General features: G+C 62.8%; 17 protein-coding genes. 7 read left to right on the top strand and 10 right to left on the bottom strand.

Annotated features, from left to right (window positions below; genetic code table 11):
* The first annotated feature begins 61 nt into the window (after window positions 1-61).
* Window positions 62-2,245, top strand: coding sequence for a YccS family putative transporter (gene yccS / locus ACF8K2_RS00715; protein ID WP_392463041.1), 2,184 nt, complete (start codon window positions 62-64; stop codon window positions 2,243-2,245).
* Between the two features lie 110 nt (window positions 2,246-2,355).
* Here yccS and ACF8K2_RS00720 read toward each other — a convergent pair whose 3' ends face one another.
* Window positions 2,356-3,093: an ABC transporter substrate-binding protein gene (locus ACF8K2_RS00720; RefSeq protein ID WP_186557532.1), complete on the bottom strand. Its 738-nt coding sequence runs from the start codon at window positions 3,091-3,093 to the stop codon at window positions 2,356-2,358.
* A 213-nt stretch (window positions 3,094-3,306) separates the two neighbouring features.
* Here ACF8K2_RS00720 and ACF8K2_RS00725 point away from each other — a divergent pair, with 213 nt between their 5' ends.
* The gene (locus ACF8K2_RS00725; protein WP_186557534.1) at window positions 3,307-3,759 is read left to right on the top strand and encodes a GNAT family N-acetyltransferase; all 453 of its coding nucleotides are present in this window, start codon (window positions 3,307-3,309) and stop codon (window positions 3,757-3,759) included.
* A 28-nt stretch (window positions 3,760-3,787) separates the two neighbouring features.
* Here ACF8K2_RS00725 and ACF8K2_RS00730 read toward each other — a convergent pair whose 3' ends face one another.
* The 9 genes from ACF8K2_RS00730 to tkt form a co-directional block, all read right to left on the bottom strand.
* On the bottom strand, window positions 3,788-4,084 hold the full coding sequence (locus tag ACF8K2_RS00730) for a helix-turn-helix domain-containing protein (protein WP_186557536.1): 297 nt from the start codon (window positions 4,082-4,084) through the stop codon (window positions 3,788-3,790).
* A 12-nt stretch (window positions 4,085-4,096) separates the two neighbouring features.
* Entirely contained in the window at window positions 4,097-4,597 is a 501-nt protein-coding gene (locus tag ACF8K2_RS00735; protein ID WP_392463043.1) for a M48 family metallopeptidase, read from the bottom strand.
* Between the two features lie 39 nt (window positions 4,598-4,636).
* On the bottom strand, window positions 4,637-6,757 hold the full coding sequence (locus ACF8K2_RS00740; protein WP_186557540.1) for a bifunctional diguanylate cyclase/phosphodiesterase: 2,121 nt from the start codon (window positions 6,755-6,757) through the stop codon (window positions 4,637-4,639).
* A 216-nt stretch (window positions 6,758-6,973) separates the two neighbouring features.
* Window positions 6,974-8,038 carry a class II fructose-bisphosphate aldolase gene (gene fba, locus ACF8K2_RS00745; protein WP_012274520.1) on the bottom strand — a complete coding sequence of 355 codons (1,065 nt, stop codon included), beginning with the start codon at window positions 8,036-8,038 and terminating at the stop codon, window positions 6,974-6,976.
* A gap of 99 nt (window positions 8,039-8,137) precedes the next feature.
* Complete coding sequence (locus tag ACF8K2_RS00750) at window positions 8,138-8,467, bottom strand: MliC family protein (protein WP_186557542.1); 330 nt, start codon at window positions 8,465-8,467, stop codon at window positions 8,138-8,140.
* Window positions 8,468-8,609: 142 nt separating this feature from the next.
* Entirely contained in the window at window positions 8,610-8,828 is a 219-nt protein-coding gene (locus ACF8K2_RS00755) for a hypothetical protein (RefSeq protein ID WP_186557544.1), read from the bottom strand.
* Between the two features lie 32 nt (window positions 8,829-8,860).
* Window positions 8,861-10,024 (bottom strand): phosphoglycerate kinase, encoded by a 1,164-nt coding sequence (locus ACF8K2_RS00760; protein WP_392463045.1) that lies wholly within the window; start codon window positions 10,022-10,024, stop codon window positions 8,861-8,863.
* A 12-nt stretch (window positions 10,025-10,036) separates the two neighbouring features.
* The gene (gene epd, locus ACF8K2_RS00765; protein ID WP_392463046.1) at window positions 10,037-11,098 is read right to left on the bottom strand and encodes an erythrose-4-phosphate dehydrogenase; all 1,062 of its coding nucleotides are present in this window, start codon (window positions 11,096-11,098) and stop codon (window positions 10,037-10,039) included.
* A gap of 137 nt (window positions 11,099-11,235) precedes the next feature.
* Window positions 11,236-13,233, bottom strand: a complete 1,998-nt coding sequence (gene tkt / locus ACF8K2_RS00770; protein ID WP_392463047.1) for a transketolase — start codon at window positions 13,231-13,233, stop codon at window positions 11,236-11,238.
* Window positions 13,234-13,643: 410 nt separating this feature from the next.
* Between tkt and ACF8K2_RS00775 the strand changes: the two genes are divergently transcribed.
* The 5 genes from ACF8K2_RS00775 (at window position 13,644) to ACF8K2_RS00795 (ending at window position 18,666) form a co-directional block, all read left to right on the top strand.
* Complete coding sequence (locus tag ACF8K2_RS00775; RefSeq protein WP_312154740.1) at window positions 13,644-14,663, top strand: metalloregulator ArsR/SmtB family transcription factor; 1,020 nt, start codon at window positions 13,644-13,646, stop codon at window positions 14,661-14,663.
* Complete coding sequence (gene metK / locus ACF8K2_RS00780; protein WP_186557554.1) at window positions 14,660-15,850, top strand: methionine adenosyltransferase; 1,191 nt, start codon at window positions 14,660-14,662, stop codon at window positions 15,848-15,850. Before ACF8K2_RS00775 ends, metK begins: the two co-directional genes overlap by 4 nt.
* A 144-nt stretch (window positions 15,851-15,994) precedes the next feature.
* Window positions 15,995-17,668 (top strand): NAD-dependent DNA ligase LigB, encoded by a 1,674-nt coding sequence (gene ligB, locus ACF8K2_RS00785; protein WP_392463048.1) that lies wholly within the window; start codon window positions 15,995-15,997, stop codon window positions 17,666-17,668.
* A gap of 60 nt (window positions 17,669-17,728) precedes the next feature.
* On the top strand, window positions 17,729-18,124 hold the full coding sequence (locus ACF8K2_RS00790; protein WP_186557556.1) for a DUF1090 domain-containing protein: 396 nt from the start codon (window positions 17,729-17,731) through the stop codon (window positions 18,122-18,124).
* Window positions 18,125-18,267: 143 nt separating this feature from the next.
* Window positions 18,268-18,666: a DUF1090 domain-containing protein gene (locus ACF8K2_RS00795; protein WP_186557558.1), complete on the top strand. Its 399-nt coding sequence runs from the start codon at window positions 18,268-18,270 to the stop codon at window positions 18,664-18,666.
* The last annotated feature ends 87 nt before the right edge of the window (window positions 18,667-18,753 follow it).

An 18,753-nucleotide genomic window follows, 5' to 3' on the forward strand; every position in this document is an offset into this window, starting at 1 on the left:
ACCCCAGCTGCAATGGCATTCATTGAACAGGTTCTCATTCGATCACTGCCAGCAGGCCATCATGTCATCGAGCTCGTTTCGCCATTCTCTGCGTCGCCTGTGGGGCCAAGACAAGTTCAGCTACAGCATCCGGGTAACCGTCGCCCTCACCGGCAGCATGGCCCTGTGCTGGTACCAGGATGAAATGAACCTGTTGATCCCGCTGTTCCTAGGGATCATCGCCAGCGCCCTGGCCGAGACCGACGACGGCTGGCAGGGCCGGCTCAGCGCGCTGCTGGTGACCCTGGTGTGCTTTGCCATCGCCGCACTGTCAGTCGAGCTGCTCTTCCCCTACCCGTGGATTTTCGCCATCTCCCTGGCCCTGGCTGCGTTCTGCCTGACCATGCTCGGCGCCCTGGGCGAGCGCTACGGGGCAATCGCCTCGGCAACATTGATTCTGTCGGTGTACACCATGATCGGCGTGGACCAGCGCGGTGGTGAAGTCACCGATTTCTGGCACGAGCCTTTGCTGCTGGTAGCCGGCGCCGCCTGGTATGGCCTGCTCTCGGTGCTGTGGCAGGCGCTGTTCTCCAACCAGCCGGTGCAGCAGAGCCTGGCCAAGCTGTTCTACGAGCTGGGCCGCTACCTCAAGCTCAAGGCCAACCTGTTCGAGCCGATCCGTAACCTCGAAGTCGAGGCCCGGCGCCTGGAACTGGCCCAGCAAAATGGCAAGGTGGTGGCAGCGCTCAACGCAGCCAAGGAAATCATTCTGCACCGGGTCGGCAACAGCCAGCCGAACTCCAAGGTCAGTCGCTACCTCAAGCTGTACTTCCTGGCCCAGGATATTCATGAACGGGTCAGCGCCTCGCACTATCCCTATAACGCGCTGGCCGAGGCGTTTTTCCACAGCGACGTGATGTTCCGTTGCCAACGCCTGCTACGCCAGCAAGGCTCGGCCTGCCAGCAGCTGGCCGAATCGATCCGCCTGCGCCAGCCCTTCGTCTACGGCACCGGCTTTGCCGAAGCGCTGGAAGACCTGCACGCCTCGCTCGAACACCTGCGCATCCAGAGCAACCCCGCCTGGCGTGGACTGCTGCGCTCGTTGCGCGCGCTGGCCGGTAACCTGGCCACCCTCGACCGCCTGCTTGGTGCTGCGAGCAACCCGGACAGCCTCGCCGACGCCAGCGACAGCAGCCTGCTCGACCGCTCGCCACGCACCTTCAAGGATGTCTGGAGCCGGCTGCGCACGCAGCTCACGCCCACTTCATTGCTGTTCCGCCACGCCCTGCGCCTGCCGCTGGCGTTGTCGATCGGCTATGGCATGGTGCACTTGATCCACCCGACCCAAGGCTACTGGATCATCCTCACCACGCTGTTCGTCTGCCAGCCCAACTACGGCGCGACCCGGCGCAAACTGGTGCAACGGATCTTCGGCACGGCCATCGGCTTGACGGTGGGCTGGGCGCTGTTCGACCTGTTCCCCAACCCGATCATCCAATCGATGTTCGCGGTGGTGGCGGGCGTAGTGTTCTTCGTCAACCGTACCACCCGCTACACCTTGGCCACCGCCGCAATTACCTTGATGGTGCTGTTCTGCTTCAACCAGATCGGCGATGGCTACGGGCTGTTCCTGCCGCGCCTGTTCGATACCCTGGTCGGCAGCCTGATCGCCATTCTGGCGGTGTTCCTGTTCCTGCCCGACTGGCAGGGGCGGCGCTTGAACAAGGTGCTGGCCAATACCCTCAGCTGCGCCAGCGCCTACCTGCGCCAGATCATGCAGCAATACGCCCATGGCAAGCGTGACGACCTGGCCTATCGCCTGGCCCGGCGCAACGCGCACAACGCCGATGCAGCGCTGTCGACCACCCTGGCCAACATGCTCATGGAGCCGGGGCATTTCCGTAAGGAGGCAGATGTCGGTTTCCGTTTCCTGGTGCTCTCACACACCCTGCTCAGCTACCTCTCCGGGCTGGGTGCGCACCGTGATACGGCGCTGCCGGCCGAGGTGCATGAGCAGTTGATCGAGGGTGCCGGGCAGAGCTTGGCCAAGAGCCTGGAAGAGATCGCCAATGGCCTGGCAGCGCGGCTGCCAGTGGCCATCCACAGTGATGAAGAAGAGGCGCTGGCCAATGCACTGGAGCAAATGCCAGAGGAGTTGGATGAGCATCAGCGCCTGGTGCAGACGCAATTGGCGTTGATCTGTCGCCAGCTCGGGCCGCTGCGGACCATGGCCGCTCACTTGATCAAGGAAGGCTCTCCTGCCTGAGGATTGGCGGATGCCCAATTGTCCCCACGGCAGCGGGCTTACAACCTTCAGGCCTCAATTGTTCTCGTGGGAGCGGGCTTGCCCCGCGATCAGGCCTGCACCGCCCCCCCTCAGAACCCATGCTGGCGTAGCAGCCGGGCATAACTGCCATCGGCCTTCATCGCCACGATTGCGCGCTCGAACCGCTGCACGATCTGCTGATGCTGTGGATGCTTGAGGCTCACCAGGATATGCAGGCTGTTCTCCCCCAGCGGCGGCTCGACGAAGCTCACCGCATCGCGCACCTGCTGTGGCTCGCGCTGCAAGTTGTAGCGGGCCACATACTCGTCTTCCACTGCCAACTTCACCCGCCCTGCCGCCAGCATGCGTACGGCAGATGAGAAGTTACGCACAGGCACTTTGCTCAAGCGGGTATCACTGTCGAAATCCGGTGAGTAGGCATAATCGCGCACCACCGCAATCGAGTAGGGATACAGGTCGGCCTGGCGCTTGTAGCTAAAGGCATCTCCCTGGCGCTTGAGCAGGCGAATCCGATTGGTCAGGTAGGCTTTGGAAAATTGGCCGATCAGCGCGCGCGAGTCGTTGTACCAGGCATTCACCAGTACATCGTAGCGACCATCAGCCACGCCCTTGAGCGCCCTGGCCCAAGGCACCTCCTCGAACTCGCTGGCATATCCCGCACGCATCAGGGCGGTGGTGACGATGCTGGTGGCCAGGCCGCCGCCGGGCATGCCGGTATCGGTGAAGGGCGGCCAGCTGTCGGACACCAGGCGTAGCTTGTCCTGCGCCGATGCTACGGGCAGCAGCATTAGCGCCAGCAAACCAACAACACAAAGCAGTGGCCGCATGCTCAAGTCCTTTCGCAATTAGGGGCTCACGCGGGAGCTTCATCACTACAGGTTGGCAGAGTACACACAGGCGAAAGCCGGTCGCAGCCGACAATAATGTCAAATAGCCTCTATTTTGGCCGAACTGCGCCGCAGTTGATCCACGGCATCGGTTTCTCGTGCTTGCCCGCCAGATTTGCGATGATCGTCAGCCCATCCCAGGAGCGCATCTCAATGTCCATCGAGTGGATCTGCAAGCACCATACCGACCTCGACAAGCAACAGCTGTATGACATCCTCGCGCTGCGCACAGAAGTATTCGTGGTAGAGCAGCGCTGTCCTTACCAAGAAGTCGACGGGCTCGACCTGAGTGGCGATACGCTGCACTTGATGGGTTGCCAGGACAACCGCCTGGTCGCCTATCTGCGCCTGCTCGACCCGCAGGCGCATGACGGCGAGGTGGTCATTGGCCGAGTAGTGACCGCAGCTGCCGCTCGGGGCAACGGCACTGGCCACCAATTGCTGCTCAAGGGCCTGGAGTGTGCCGAGCACTGCTGGCCAGGCACGCCGGTCTACCTGTCAGCTCAAGCACACCTGCAAGGCTACTACGCACGCCACGGCTTCGAGGTGGCGGGAGACGAGTACCTTGAAGATGGCATCCCTCACATTGGCATGCGCAGGGGCTGAGCTCAGGGCCTGAGCCCAGCGTTGAGGCTCAGGGATAGCCCAACACCTGGCGGATTGTGCGCAGGTGCTGAATGATCCACTGCTTGTCGATCGCACCCCAGTCATGGATGCGGTAGTGCCCAGCATGGTTGCGAGCACCCGCTTCTTGCTCGAACTCGCAGACGATGTCCAGGTCGGCCAGGGCTGCGATGGTGTCCTGGGCGGTGCGCCGGGGCATGCCGGTGGCCTCCATCAAGGCGGGGACGCTGGTCGCGGTCTGGCTGTCGATCAGCCAGGCCACGTAGAGGCGGCGGTAGAAACTGCTCTTGGTCTTGCTTACATCCATGCTGGGTGGTCCTTACGTGGTGCCCGGCAGCTCCCGGTAGGTCAGGTAGACGCGCAGGTCGAATTCCAGTTGATGGTAGTCCGGCTCCATGTGCTGGCACAGCTGGTAGAAGGCCTTGCTGTGGTCGCGCTCCTTGAGGTGGGCCAACTCGTGCACCACGATCATGCGCAGGAACTGCGGCGCGGCGTCCTTGAACAATGCCGCAATGCGGATCTCTTTTTTCGCCTTGAGCTTGCCGCCCTGCACTCGCGATACCGCGGTATTGAGCCCCAAGGCACGGTGGGTCAAGTCCAGGCGGTTGTCGAACAGCACTTTATCCAGGTTCGGCGCGCTGCGCAGATAGGCCTGCCTGAGCTCTTGGGCATAGAGATACAAGGCCTTGTCGTTCTGCACCTCGTGGCGCCCTGGATAGCGCTGGCGCAGGTAATCGCCCAGGCGGTCGCTGGCAATCATCTGGCGCACCTGCTCCTGCAGGTGTGGTGGGTAGGCTTGCAAGTAGCGTAATTCGGTCATGGCACGGCGGTCGCTGAAAGCAGAGGCGATTCTAGCCAATCATGACCGTGGCCAGGGGAAAATCGCCGGAAAGCCGCTGGCATCGGCGCAGGTCATCGGCCGCGCCACCAAAAAGCCCTGCACGTAGGCACAGCCATTGGCCTTGAGCCAGGCGGCCTGGGCAGCGGTCTCGACGCCTTCGGCGATCACCGTGATGGCGTAGTCGGCGCACAGGCCGATGACACTGCGCACCAGCGCGGCATCACCCGCCGAGTCCGGCAATCGACTGACCAGATGACGGTCGAGCTTGAGGGTATCGATCGGCAAGTCGCGGACCATGCGCAACGAACACTCACCCGCGCCAAAGTCGTCCAGCGCCACCCGTACGCCCAGCTCGTGCAAGCGCTTGACCTGCTTGATCGCCGCATCGATGTTGTAGATCAGTGAGGTTTCCGCCACCTCGACCTCCAACTGCGCAGGTTGCAGGCCGTGCTCCTCGATTACCCGGCGCAACTCGTCGACCAGGTTGGGCATGGCGAACTGAATCCGGCTCAGGCTGATGCTGAGCACCAGGTCAGGCGCGAAGTGCTCATTCCAGGCTTGGCGCTGAGCGGCGCCCTGATCATAGATCCAGCTGGCCAGCCGGCTGATCAGACGGGTTTCCTCGAGCAAGGGAATGAACAGCGCAGGCGGAACGTCGCCGACGCTGGGGTGCTGCCAGCGCAGCAACGCCTCGAAGCCGCGCAATGTGCCGTCAGCGAACGCCACCTGGGGCTGGAACACCAGGCTGAAGTCCTTCTGTTCGATGGCCGTGCGCACCCCATCTTCGAGCATCAAGCGGGACCGGGCCCGCCCGTTGAGCTCCTGATCGTAGAAGCGGTACTGCTGGCGACCGGCTTGCTTGGCGGCGTACATCGCGGTGTCGGCCGCGCGGATCAAGCCTTCGACCGTGCCGCCGCAATCGGGGTAGGTGGCGATGCCGATGCTGACGCCAAGGCAGACATCCACGCCCTCGACCTGATGGGAAATCGACAGGCGCTCGATCACCTGCTCGGCAAACCGCCCGGCCCGCTCCGGATAGGGCAAGCCATCGAACAACGCGGTGAATTCATCACCGCCCATGCGCGCCAGCAAGGCCTCGCTGCCCAGGCAGTCCTTGAGTTGTTCGCCGACCCAACGCAGCACCTCATCGCCGGCCTCATGACCGAGTGAGTCGTTGATCCGCTTGAAACCATCCAGGTCCATGTACATCAATGCCTGGGCTTTGTCCGAGCGCTCACTGCGCAGCAGCGCGCCCTCGGCGGCCTGATAGAAGCCGCGGCGATTGAGCAGGCCGGTGAGCGGATCGGTGACCGCCTGGTATTCCAGTTGCTGGTGCAGGCTGCGTACCACCGACATGTCCAGCACCGTCACCACCATGGCGCGCTGCTCCGCCGGCAAGGGTGCGCAGGACAGCGCCACCGGCACCAACTGGCCGCCGAGGGTACGCAACTGGGCGTCATGCACGCGGAAGATCTGCCGGGCCAAATACGCCTGATAAAACTCCGACTCGCGCCACAGGCAGGCCGTTACCAATTGCACCAGGTCGAGCACATGCGCGCCTTGCAATTTATCCACAGGGGTTTCGAGCAAGCGCGAGATGGCCGGGTTGGCAAAGCCGATGGTGCCAGCCTCATCCACTACCAAAATGCCTTCGGCCGCGTTTTCCAGGATCGATGCATTGAACGCCCTGGCCGTTTCCAGCTCGCGGGTCAGACGTTGCAGCATGCGCCGGTTGCGCTGCTGCTCCAGCAATGCCTGCACCTTGGGCTTGAGGATCTGCGGATCGAAGGGTTTGAACAGGTAATCCACCGCACCTGCGGCATAGCCCTTGAGCACCGCGGCTTGCGACTGCTCGTTGGCGGTCAGGAAGATAATTGGCGTCAGCCGGGTTCGCTGGCTGCCGCGCATCAGCCGGGCCACCTCGAAACCGTCCATTTCGGGCATTTGCACATCCAGCAGGACCAGGTCCACGTCATGCTGCAGCAATGCGCTCAAGGCTTCCATCCCCGAGCTTGCCGTGAGCACCTGCCAGTCTTGCCTGGCCAACAGCGCCCGCATGCTGATCAGGTTCTCCGGGTAATCGTCGACAACCAGCAGAACGGATCGGCCATCCGGGGCATTGGGTTGAGCTTCATCCATGCTGCTTCTCTTGTAAGCGCGACTGCCACTACCAATTGGATCCGATTAACTACTCTAGTCGGGGGTTGGCCGGGTGCAATGCAATCAGAACGCTATCAGTCGGATATCTTCGCCCAAACCGACTAACGGTCGTGCCCGGTCTTGTTCCACGATGGCGCTAAATAGCAGCCATAAAAAAACCCGCATTTCTGCGGGTTTTTCCTGCACGGGTGCGGATCAGTTGACCTTGGCAGCCAGCTCGCCTTTCAGGTAACGCTGGTACATGCCTTCCAGGGAGATCGGTTTGATCTTGGAGGCATTACCGGCAGTGCCGAAGGCTTCGTAACGGGCGATGCAGACGTCGCGCATGGCTTTGACGGTTTCGCCGAAGAACTTGCGTGGGTCGAATTCGCTCGGGTTGGTCGCCATCAGGCGACGCATGGCACCGGTCGAGGCCAGACGCAGGTCGGTATCGATGTTGACCTTGCGCACGCCGTACTTGATGCCTTCGACGATTTCTTCAACCGGTACGCCGTAGGTTTCTTTGATGTCGCCGCCATACTGGTTGATGATCGCCAGCCACTCTTGCGGTACCGAGGAAGAACCGTGCATCACCAGGTGAGTGTTAGGGATGCGCTTGTGGATTTCCTTGATGCGGTCGATCGCCAGTACGTCACCGGTAGGTGGCTTGGTGAACTTGTAGGCGCCGTGGCTGGTGCCGATGGCGATGGCCAGGGCATCGACCTGGGTCTTCTTGACGAAGTCGGCGGCTTCTTCTGGGTCGGTCAGCATCTGGCTGTGATCCAGAACGCCTTCGGCGCCGATACCGTCTTCTTCACCGGCCATGCCGGTTTCCAGCGAACCCAGGCAGCCCAGCTCGCCTTCAACCGAAACGCCGCAGGCATGCGCCATGGCGACGGTCTGCTGAGTGACGCGCACGTTGTACTCGTAGTCGGTCGGGGTCTTGCCGTCTTCGCCGAGCGAGCCGTCCATCATTACCGAGCTGAAGCCCAGTTGGATCGAGCGCTGGCAGACGTCCGGGCTGGTGCCGTGGTCTTGGTGCATGCACACCGGGATGTGCGGGAACTCTTCGATCGCGGCCAGGATCAGGTGGCGCAGGAACGGCGCACCTGCGTATTTGCGAGCACCGGCCGAGGCCTGCACGATGACCGGAGAGTCGGTCTTGTCGGCGGCTTCCATGATGGCGCGCATCTGCTCGAGGTTGTTGACGTTGAAAGCTGGAACGCCGTAGCCGAACTCGGCGGCGTGGTCCAGCATCTGGCGCATGCTAATGAGTGCCATTGTGTATCTCTCTCCCGACAAGCGTCGTTGTTTCGTGCAAGCCTGCCGCAGGGGCGGTTGCTGTTCAAGTAGTGTGGGCCACCATGGCGGCCCGGCCAGTCACGGTGCCTTGCAGCCCCGCCCAATCAGATCGTTGGTTGCCACCCAGTACACCAGGCCTTCATCGCCTTTGGTGTGCAGGGCCAGCACGCCGTCGCTGTATAGCGCGCCAGAGGCGCCCGGCTCGGACTTGAGCCGGTAGACCTGGTCGCCGCCGCCGAGGCGTACGTCGACCGAATCCTGGGTTGCGTCGGCAAAGCGCCAGAGCACCTCGGTCTGGGTATCGCAGACCCAGCGGGTCCAGTTGTCTGCCGGGGCGGGTTGCGCCGGCTGCAGCAGTGAGCATCCTGCCAGTGTCGCCAGGGCCGCAAAGGCCATGAGCGCTTTCATTCAGTTTCCTCGAATTGGGGCTGGTGTGCAGCCCTTCGCGGGCAAGCCCGCTCCTACAGGTCAGCGCTGTGCCCGCAAAGGGCCGCACCGCGGCCCCTTTGTCCAAGACCACGAAAGGTCCAGTTGGTTGCTCGTCACCCGATCAAGGGCAACCCGGCGCCTTGCGCTGGTGCTCGTCGTCGTACTTTTCCAGGCCATCCGGGCCCAGGCGCTTGTTGATTACCGGCACCGTTTCCGCCTGCCACTGGGACTGATAGCAGCCGCCCTGGGGCGACTGCGACGGTTCGGCGTCCGCAGCCGGACCGCTGGAGCAAGCGCTCAGCAGTCCCGCCACGATCATCACAGGCAATTGCTTGACCATTCGGTCGCTCCCTTTGCCGCGCGCCTTCATGCTCAGGCCTTGGCCCGCTCTTCCAGGATCGCAACGGCGGGCAAAACCTTGCCCTCGACGAATTCGAGGAACGCACCGCCACCGGTAGAAATGTAGGAGATATCGCCGCCAACGCCATATTTATCGATGGCTGCCAGGGTATCGCCACCGCCCGCGATGGAGAATGCCGCGCTATCGGCAATGGCCTTGGCCAGCACTTTGGTGCCGTTGCCGAACTGGTCGAACTCGAACACGCCGACCGGACCGTTCCACAGGATGGTCTTGGAGGTCTTGAGCAACTCAGCGAACTGTTCGGCGGTTTGCGGGCCGATGTCCAGGATCATGTCGTCGTCAGCGACTTCAGTGATGAGCTTGACGGTGGCCTGGGCGCTCTCGGCGAACTCCTTGGCAACCACCACGTCCACCGGCAGCGGCACATTGACCTTGGCCGCAATGGCCTTGGCGGTGTCGACCAGGTCAGGCTCGTACAGCGACTTGCCAACCTTGTGGCCAGCTGCGGCGAGGAAGGTGTTGGCGATACCGCCACCGACGATCAGCAGGTCGCAGACGTTGCTCAAGCTGTTGAGCACGTCGAGCTTGGTCGACACCTTGGAGCCGGCGACGATGGCTGCCATCGGCTTGGCCGGGGCTTTCAGGGCCTTGCCCAGGGCGTCCAGCTCGGCTGCCAGCAGCGGACCGGCAGCAGCGACTTTGGCGAACTTGGCCACGCCATGGGTCGAACCCTCGGCGCGGTGGGCGGTACCGAAGGCGTCCATGACGAACACGTCGCACAGGGCGGCGTACTTCTGCGCCAGCTCGTCGGCGTTCTTCTTCTCGCCTTTGTTGAAGCGCACGTTCTCGAACAGCACCAGCTCGCCGGCCTGGACCTGGACGCCGTCCAGGTAGTCGGCAACCAGCGGCACTTCGCGGCCGAGGGCCTTGCTCAGGTAATCGGCGACTGGCTTGAGGCTGTTCTCGGCGGAGAACTCGCCCTCGGTCGGACGACCCAAGTGCGAGCAGACCATTACCGCGGCGCCTTTTTCCAGGGCCAGCTTGATGGTCGGCAGCGCAGCCAGGATACGCGCATCGCTGGCTACCACACCGTCCTTCACAGGCACGTTGAGGTCTTCGCGGATCAGTACGCGCTTACCTTGCAGGTCGAGGTCGGTCATCTTCAACACGGTCATGAATGCAGTCCTTCAGGGCTGTTTGGTGCGGGTTTGGTGGACGACGTGCAGATAGTGGTCAGCAACGTCGAGCATACGGTTGGCGAACCCCCATTCGTTGTCGAACCAGGCCAGAAGGTTCACCAGGCGGGGGCCGGAAACGCGGGTCTGGCTGGCATCGACGATGGCCGAATGCGGGTCATGGTTGAAATCACAGCTGGCGTGCGGCAGCTCGGTGTAGGCCAGAAGCCCCTGCAACGGGCCGCTCAAGGCGGCGTCGCGCAGCACCCGGTTGACCTCGGCCGCAGTCGTATCGCGAGCGGTCTGCAAGGTGATGTCCAGGCACGACACGTTGACGGTCGGCACGCGTACCGCTTTGGCCTGAATTCGCCCGGCAAGTTCCGGCAGCAGGCGCTCGATGCCACGGGCCAGGCCAGTAGACACCGGAATTACCGACTGGAATGCCGAGCGGGTGCGGCGCAGGTCTTCGTGGTGATAGGCGTCGATCACCGGCTGGTCGTTCATCGCCGAGTGAATCGTGGTGATCTGCACGTACTCGATGCCAAAGGCCTGGTCCAGCACGCGCAGCAGCGGCACGCCGCAGTTGGTGGTGCAGGAGGCGTTGGACACCAGCCGCTCGGCGCCGGTCAGGCAATCCTGGTTGATCCCATAGACCACCGTGGCATCGACATCCGCCTCGCTGGCCATCGGTTGCGAGAACAGCACCCGTGGCGCGCCGGCATCGAGGAAGCGCTGGCCGTCGGCGCGGGTGTTGTAGGCGCCGGTGCATTCGAGCACCAGGTCGACGTCCAGGGCGGACCAGTCGATCCCTTCAGGGGTGGCACTGCGCAAAACCTGCACGCAGTCGCCATTGATATGCAGGCAATCGCCGTCGACCTTCACCTCACCGGGGAAGCGCCCGTGGGTGGAGTCGAAGCGTGTCAGGTATTCCAGGCTGGCCTGATCGGCCAGATCGTTCAGTGCAACGATCTCGAAGCCCGCCTTCGCCCCTCGCTCGACCAGTGCGCGCAGGACACAGCGGCCGATGCGGCCGTAACCGTTGAGTGCAACTTTGTAGGGACGCGGATGCGGCATGCCGGGCTCACGTATCGAAAGCGTTGTATGACCATCGCGGGGCAAGCCCGCTCCCACGCCAGCCAGTATTCGCGAGCTGGCGTGGGAGCGGGCTTGCCCCGCGATTGAAGGGGGCGGCAAAGCCCCCAGACTTTACATCAGTCTTCCAGCAGCTCTTCAGCAGTACCCAGGATGTTTTCCAAGGTGAAGCCGAACTCCTCGAACAGCGCCGAGGCCGGAGCCGATTCGCCGTAGGTGGTCATGCCGATGACGCGGCCTTCCAGGCCTACGTACTTGTGCCAGAAGTCGGCGTGGGCAGCTTCGATGGCGATGCGGGCACCGACTTGCAGCGGCAGTACCGATTGCTTGTAGCCAGCGTCCTGGGCGTCGAACACGCTGGTGCTTGGCATCGAAACGACGCGCACCTTGCGGCCCTGCTCGGTCAGCTTGGCGAACGCCTGCACCGCCAGGCCCACTTCGGAACCGGTGGCGATCAGGATCAGCTCAGGCTCGCCTGCGCAGTCCTTGAGCACATAGCCACCACGGGCGATGTCGGCGATCTGCTGGGCATCGCGGTCCTGATGTTGCAGGTTCTGGCGGGAGAAGATCAGCGCCGATGGGCCGTCCTTGCGCTCCAGTGCGGCTTTCCAGGAGACGGCCGACTCGACCGCATCGGCTGGGCGCCAAGTGTCCAGGTTCGGCGTGCTGCGCAGGCTGGTCAGTTGCTCGATCGGCTGGTGAGTCGGGCCGTCTTCGCCCAGGCCGATGGAGTCGTGGGTGTAGACGTGGATCACGCGCTGTTTCATCAGCGCCGACATGCGCACTGCGTTACGGGCATATTCCATGAACATCAGGAAGGTCGCGCCGTAAGGCACCAGGCCGCCGTGCAGGGCAACGCCGTTCATGATCGCGGTCATGCCGAATTCACGCACGCCGTAGAACACGTAGTTGCCGCTGGCGTCATTGGCCTCGACACCCTTGCAACCTTTCCACAGGGTCAGGTTGGAGCCGGCCAGGTCAGCCGAGCCGCCGAGGAACTCAGGCAGCAGGGGGCCGAAGGCGTTCAGGGCATTCTGGCTGGCCTTGCGGCTGGCAATGGTTTCACCCTTGGCTGCGACTTCGGCGATGTAGGCAGCGGCCTTTTCCGAGAAGTCAGCTGGCAGATCACCGCTCAGGCGACGCTTGAGCTCGCTGGCCAGCTCCGGGAAGGCGGCGGCGTAAGCGTCGAAGCGCTGGTTCCATTCGGCTTCGACCTTGGCACCGGCGGCCTTGGCATCCCACTCGGCAGCAATGTCGGCAGGGATTTCGAACGGGCCGTGGTTCCAGTTCAGTTCTTTGCGGGCCAGGGCGATTTCGTCGTTGCCCAGCGGCGCACCGTGGCAATCTTCCTTGCCCTGCTTGTTCGGCGAGCCGAAACCAATGATGGTCTTGCAGCAGATCAGGGTCGGACGGTCGCTCTTGCGAGCGGTGTCGATGGCCATCTTGATTTCGTCGGCATCGTGACCGTTGACGTTACGGATGACCTGCCAGTTGTAGGCTTCGAAACGCGCTGGGGTGTTGTCGGTGAACCAGCCGTGCACTTCACCGTCGATGGAGATGCCGTTGTCGTCGTAGAAGGCGACCAGCTTGTTCAGGCCCAGGGTACCGGCCAGCGAAGCGACTTCGTGGGAAATGCCTTCCATCATGCAGCCGTCACCCAGGAACACGTAGGTGTTGTGGTCGACGATGTTGTGGCCTTCACGGTTGAACTGGGCAGCCAGCACTTTCTCGGCGAGGGCGAAGCCTACGGCGTTGGCCAGGCCTTGGCCCAGCGGGCCGGTGGTGGTTTCGACACCTGGGGTGTAGCCGAACTCCGGGTGGCCTGGGGTGCGGCTGTGCAGCTGGCGGAACGACTTGAGGTCGTCGATGGTGACGTCATAGCCGGTCAGGTGCAGCAGCGAATAGATCAGCATCGAGCCGTGGCCGTTGGACAGCACGAAGCGGTCACGGTCAGCGAAGCTCGGGTTGCTCGGGTTGTGCTTCAGGTAGTCGCGCCAAAGCACTTCGGCGATATCCGCCATGCCCATAGGGGCACCTGGGTGGCCGCTGTTGGCCTTTTGCACGGCATCCATGCTGAGGGCACGAATGGCGTTGGCACGATCACGACGGCTGGGCATCGCTAAGTCTCCTGGGGCTTTGAATAAGTAGTGGAACGCAAAAAGGCGGCCATTTTCCCCCACAGGCGGCCTGGGGGCAATGACGGATGGTCGCAGTTGGGTATTTTTCCTGTGTTTAGGGGGCAATTCATGAAAAACGCTGGTGCAAACCGATACCGGGCACACGCTGCGGAGCATTTTCAGCAAGCCTGTTCTGCGTGGGAGCCTGTTCTGCGTGGGAGCGGGCTTGCCCCGCGATGGCGATGGTTAACGCACGGACGCCATCGCGGGGCAAGCCCGCTCCCACGCGCTCACCATCCCACTCTCTGTACCCGCCGCTCGCACGACCAGCAAACCGTACGTCTTGCAATATCAAAACTTTTTGATATTGCTATTGCGAGGGCAACGATGCCTGTCTAGACTGCCGCGCTATGAACCTACGCGCCCAACCCATCCCTATTCAGCGAAGCGACGCATTGGCTGCCTTGTGCAAAGCCAGTGGCGATGAGCTACGCCTGAATGTGTTGCGCGCCTTGGCCAGCGACTCGTTCGGCGTGCTGGAGTTGGCGCAGATCTTCGACATCGGCCAATCGGGCATGAGCCACCACTTGAAGGTATTGGCCCAGGCCGACCTGGTCGCCACCCGCCGCGAAGGCAATGCGATCTTCTACCGCCGCGCCCTGCCTGACAGCCTGCGTCCGGGCGGGCGCTTGCACAGCGCCCTGCTCGAAGAAGTCGACGACCTGGCCCTGCCGGAGGATGTGCAAGCGCGCATCGCCCAAGTACAGCAGCGCCGCGCGGCCACCAGCCAGGACTTTTTCCTGCGTGTAGAAGAGAAGTTTCGCGCCCAGCAAGACCTGATCGCCGGTCTGCCGCAGTACCGCGAAAGCCTGTTGGCGCTGCTCGACAAGCTGAGCTTCGGGCCTGCCGCCAGCGCCTTGGAAGTCGGCCCCGGTGACGGCGGCTTCCTGCCTGACCTGGCTCGCCGCTTCGCCCAGGTCACCGCCATGGACAACAGCTCGACCATGCTCGAGCTGGCCCGCCAGGTCTGCGAACGTGAAGGCCTGGGTAATGTAAATCTGCAGTTGGCCGATGCACTGGGTGCAACGGATGTGGAAGCCGACTGCGTCGTGCTGAACATGGTCTTGCACCATTTCAGCGACCCGGCCCTGGCCTTGCGCCAGTTGGCCAAACGGGTGAAGGCAGGCGGCAGCCTGTTGGTCACCGAGCTGTGCAGCCATGACCAGGGTTGGGCACGCGATGCTTGCGGCGACCTATGGCTTGGCTTCGAGCAGGACGACCTGGCCCAGTGGGCCCATGCTGCCGGGCTGCTACCCGGGGACAGCCTCTATGTGGGCTTGCGTAACGGTTTCCAGATCCAGGTCCGACATTTCCAGCGGACGGCTGGCGACACTCACCATTCGGTAAATTTTAGGAACCCGTCGAGATGAGCGAATACTCCCTTTTCACCTCCGAGTCCGTGTCCGAAGGGCATCCGGACAAGATCGCCGACCAGATTTCGGACGCGGTCCTGGACGCCATCATCACCCAGGACAAATTCGCCCGTGTCGCGTGCGAAACCCTGGTCAAGACCGGTGTCGCCATCATCGCCGGCGAAGTCACCACGTCGGCCTGGGTCGACCTGGAAGAAATCGTCCGTAAAGTCATCATCGACATCGGCTACGACAGCTCCGACGTCGGCTTCGACGGCGCTACCTGCGCAGTGATGAACATCATCGGCAAGCAGTCGGTGGACATCGCCCAAGGCGTTGACCGCAGCAAGCCAGAAGATCAGGGCGCTGGCGACCAGGGCCTGATGTTCGGCTATGCCAGCAACGAAACCGACGTGCTGATGCCAGCGCCGATCTGCTTCTCGCACCGTCTGGTCGAGCGCCAGGCCGAAGCACGCAAGTCCGGCCTGCTGCCGTGGCTGCGTCCGGATGCCAAGTCGCAGGTCACCTGCCGTTATGAAGGCGGCAAGGTAGTCGGTATCGATGCCGTCGTCCTGTCGACCCAGCACAACCCTGAAGTGTCGCAAAAAGACCTCCAGGAAGCGGTGATGGAGCTGATCGTCAAGCACACCCTGCCTGCCGAGCTGCTGCACAAGGACACCCAGTTCCACATCAACCCGACTGGCCAGTTCATCATTGGCGGCCCAGTGGGTGACTGCGGCCTGACCGGTCGCAAGATCATCGTCGACTCCTACGGCGGCATGGCCCGTCACGGCGGCGGCGCGTTCTCCGGTAAAGACCCATCCAAGGTCGACCGCTCGGCAGCCTACGCTGGCCGCTACGTAGCCAAGAACATCGTCGCCGCTGGCCTGGCCGAGCGCTGCGAAATCCAGGTCTCCTACGCCATCGGCGTGGCGCAGCCTACCTCGATCTCGCTGAACACCTTCGGCACCGGCAAGATCTCCGACGACAAGATCGTCCAGCTGGTGCGTGAGTGCTTCGACCTGCGTCCGTACGCCATCACCACCATGCTCGACCTGCTGCACCCGATGTACCAGGAGACCGCAGCGTATGGCCACTTCGGCCGTACTCCGCAGCAGAAGACTGTCGGCGACGACACCTTCACCACCTTCACCTGGGAGCGTACCGATCGCGCCCAGGCGCTGCGTGACGCTGCCGGCCTGTAAGCTTCCTACAGCTACAGACGAAAGCCCCTGCCGCGTAATCGGCAGGGGCTTTTTTGTGACATATGGGCTGACAACTGCGCCCTGCAAACCCGCTGTCGCCTGCCTAGGCTGAGCATTCCACACCGCCATGCAAGGATGCTGGCCATGTCGCTCAAGCTGCTCGTTGGTTTTTTAGCTAGCGCTTACTTATCCACAGCCGTCGCTGCCGACTGCCCTGCCTGGTCCGCTGAACGAGGGCGACAAGAAAGTGCGCAGCTGCAAGCCACACTGGCCAAATGGGATGAGCACTACCATCGCCACGGCATTTCGCTGGTGGCGGATGAACTGTACGACCAGAGTCGGCAGCGCCTTCACTGGCTACAAAGGTGCTTTTCGCTCAACACCGTCGACCACCCGCTGGCCAGCGCTCGCGGCCAGATTCCCCACCCTGTCGCGCACACCGGCGTCGAAAAGCTGGCCAACGAGCAGGCGGTCGCTGGCTGGATGCGTGGCAAGCAGGGCATCTGGATTCAGCCCAAGGTCGATGGCGTCGCGGTATCGCTAGTCTTTCGCCAAGGCCGCCTGAGGCAATTGCTCAGCCGGGGCGATGGCATCCATGGCCACGACTGGAGCCGGCATATCCCTGCGCTAGGCGGCCTGACTCGGCAACTGCCACAGCCGCTCGATATGGTTTTGCAAGGCGAGCTGTACTGGGCGCTGGATAAGCATGTACAAGCGAGTGCTGGCGGGCTCAATGCCCGAGGGATTGTCGCCGGGTTGCTGGCACGCAAGCAGATCAATGCCGAGCAAGGGCAGAATATCGGGCTGTTCGTCTGGGACTGGCCGCAAGGCCCCGCCAGCCAGGCCGAACGCTTGGCCAAGCTGGCAGAACTGGGTTTTGCCGACAGCCAGCGCTACAGCGTGGCCATCAGCACCTACGAGCAGGCCGCTGATTGGCGCCAGCGCTGGTACCGCACGCCGCTGCCGTTCGCCACCGACGGGGTGATCTTGCGTCTGGACAGTCGCCCACCGGCTGAGCGCTGGCGGGCCAAGCCGCCGTACTGGATCGCAGCGTGGAAGTACCCGTTCAGGCAAGCGCTGGCTGAGGTCCGAGACGTTCGCTTCAGGGTCGGCAGGACAGGCCGAATTACCCCCATGCTGCACCTTGAGCCGCTGACCCTGGATGATCGCCGAATCAGCCTGGTCAGCCTGGGATCACTCGCGCGCTGGCAAGCGCTGGACATACGCCGCGGCGACCAAGTGGCCGTGAGCCTGGCGGGGCTGACCATCCCCCGCCTGGACAGCGTAGTGCATCGCAGTTTGCATCGTGAGCCTGTGGCTGCGCCGGTGCCTTCCGAGCATCACCCCCTCAGTTGCTGGCAAGACAGCGACAGCTGCAGGCAGCAATTTATCGCCCGCTTGAACTGGCTAAGCGGCAAGCAGGGCTTAGCCATGGCAAAGCTGGGCTCATCGACCTGGGCGCAATTGGTCGACAGCGCTGCGGTCGGCAACCTGGACGACTGGCTGAACCTGACGCGCGCCGACTTGCTGCGCACCCCTGGGATTGGCGAGAAACGCGCCGAGCAATTGCTGCAGGCCTTCGAGCAAGCCCGTCAACAACCCTTCCAACGCTGGTTACGCGCCATCGGTGTACCGGCGCCCAAGGACCTCGATCTGGGTTCCGACTGGTCGACCCTGGCCGCCAGAAATACCGAGCAATGGTTGGCGCAACCCGGCATCGGCCGCCGTCGGGCCGAGCAACTGCGCGCTTTCTTCCAGCATGACGACGTGCAGATACTGGCCGCGCAATTGCGCCTGCACGCAATCAAGGGTTTCTAATTTCGCCGGTTCAGGGCAGCATTTCATTTTCCGTTGCCCTGCCTTCGAATGGAGTCCCTGATGAAACTGCTCTCGTCCCTCGCCCTGTCCGCCGTGTTCTGCCTGTCCGCCCATTCTGCGCTGGCTGCCGAGCAGCAGCCCGGGCTGACCGGTTGCGCAGCCAAGCGTCAGGCCATCAGCGAACAGATCGAACAGGCCCGCGCCCACGGCAACAGTGCTCAGCAGGCCGGTCTGGAGAAGGCCCTGAGCGAAGTCACCGAGCACTGCACCGACGCCAGCCTGCGCAAAGAGCGCGAGCAGAAGGTGCTCGATGCCCGCCATGAAGTGAACCAGCGCACCAAGGACCTGGACAAGGCGATGAAGAAAGGCGATGCCGAGAAGATCAACAAGCGCAAAGACAAGCTCGCCGAATCGAAGAAAGAACTGCAGAGCGCGCTGGACGAACTGGAGCGTTGATTTCAATCAATCGATGCCACTAAAGCTGTAGGAGCCGTCTGAAAAGGGGCCATATTTGCCGTTACTGGGTTCCCGGAGCAAAGCGTTGAGCGCACTATGCCCTTACACTTTTTGTTGCCATTACCCTGTAAAGGAGGCCCCCCATGAAACGGCTGTCTACCCTGGCCTTGCTGAGTGCCTTAGCTTTGCCCGCGGGCTCGTTGCAAGCCGCGCAGATCCTCAGCCCCGGCCTGACCGGCTGCGCGGCCAAACGTGATGCCATCGAGCAGCAACTGCAGCAAGCCCAATCCCGGCAGAACTCCGGCGAAGTGCGCGGGCTGCAAAAAGCACTGAAAGAGAATACCGAGCACTGTACCGATGAAGGCTTGCGCGCGGAGCGCCAAGCAAAAATCGACAAGGCCAAGGCAGAGGTTGAAGAGCGCCAGGCGGACCTCAAACAGGCGCAAGCCAAGGGCGACCCAGGCAAGATTGCCAAGCGCCAGAGCAAGCTGGCGGAATCTGAAGCCGAACTGAAACAGGCGCAGGCCGAGCTGGATAAATAGCCCACAGTTCCTGTAGGAGCGGGCTTGCCCGCGATGGCGTCAGCACGTCGCTTGCCGGCGCCATCGCGGCGCAAGCCCGCTCCTACA

Source organism: Pseudomonas sp. xss_2, from assembly GCF_043104195.1.
In the GTDB taxonomy this organism is placed as follows: Bacteria; Pseudomonadota; Gammaproteobacteria; order Pseudomonadales; family Pseudomonadaceae; genus Aquipseudomonas; species Aquipseudomonas urmiensis.

Bases quoted from the DNA above. Each gene is read 5' to 3' on its own strand.
- yccS (WP_392463041.1), top strand. From the start codon at position 62: ATGTCATCGAGCTCGTTTCGCCATTCTCTGCGTCGCCTGTGGGGCCAA.
- ACF8K2_RS00720 (WP_186557532.1), bottom strand. From the start codon at position 3,093: ATGCGGCCACTGCTTTGTGTTGTTGGTTTGCTGGCGCTAATGCTGCTG.
- ACF8K2_RS00725 (WP_186557534.1), top strand. From the start codon at position 3,307: ATGTCCATCGAGTGGATCTGCAAGCACCATACCGACCTCGACAAGCAA.
- ACF8K2_RS00730 (WP_186557536.1), bottom strand. From the start codon at position 4,084: ATGGATGTAAGCAAGACCAAGAGCAGTTTCTACCGCCGCCTCTACGTG.
- ACF8K2_RS00735 (WP_392463043.1), bottom strand. From the start codon at position 4,597: ATGACCGAATTACGCTACTTGCAAGCCTACCCACCACACCTGCAGGAG.
- ACF8K2_RS00740 (WP_186557540.1), bottom strand. From the start codon at position 6,757: ATGGATGAAGCTCAACCCAATGCCCCGGATGGCCGATCCGTTCTGCTG.
- fba (WP_012274520.1), bottom strand. From the start codon at position 8,038: ATGGCACTCATTAGCATGCGCCAGATGCTGGACCACGCCGCCGAGTTC.
- ACF8K2_RS00750 (WP_186557542.1), bottom strand. From the start codon at position 8,467: ATGAAAGCGCTCATGGCCTTTGCGGCCCTGGCGACACTGGCAGGATGC.
- ACF8K2_RS00755 (WP_186557544.1), bottom strand. From the start codon at position 8,828: ATGGTCAAGCAATTGCCTGTGATGATCGTGGCGGGACTGCTGAGCGCT.
- ACF8K2_RS00760 (WP_392463045.1), bottom strand. From the start codon at position 10,024: ATGACCGTGTTGAAGATGACCGACCTCGACCTGCAAGGTAAGCGCGTA.
- epd (WP_392463046.1), bottom strand. From the start codon at position 11,098: ATGCCGCATCCGCGTCCCTACAAAGTTGCACTCAACGGTTACGGCCGC.
- tkt (WP_392463047.1), bottom strand. From the start codon at position 13,233: ATGCCCAGCCGTCGTGATCGTGCCAACGCCATTCGTGCCCTCAGCATG.
- ACF8K2_RS00775 (WP_312154740.1), top strand. From the start codon at position 13,644: ATGAACCTACGCGCCCAACCCATCCCTATTCAGCGAAGCGACGCATTG.
- metK (WP_186557554.1), top strand. From the start codon at position 14,660: ATGAGCGAATACTCCCTTTTCACCTCCGAGTCCGTGTCCGAAGGGCAT.
- ligB (WP_392463048.1), top strand. From the start codon at position 15,995: ATGTCGCTCAAGCTGCTCGTTGGTTTTTTAGCTAGCGCTTACTTATCC.
- ACF8K2_RS00790 (WP_186557556.1), top strand. From the start codon at position 17,729: ATGAAACTGCTCTCGTCCCTCGCCCTGTCCGCCGTGTTCTGCCTGTCC.
- ACF8K2_RS00795 (WP_186557558.1), top strand. From the start codon at position 18,268: ATGAAACGGCTGTCTACCCTGGCCTTGCTGAGTGCCTTAGCTTTGCCC.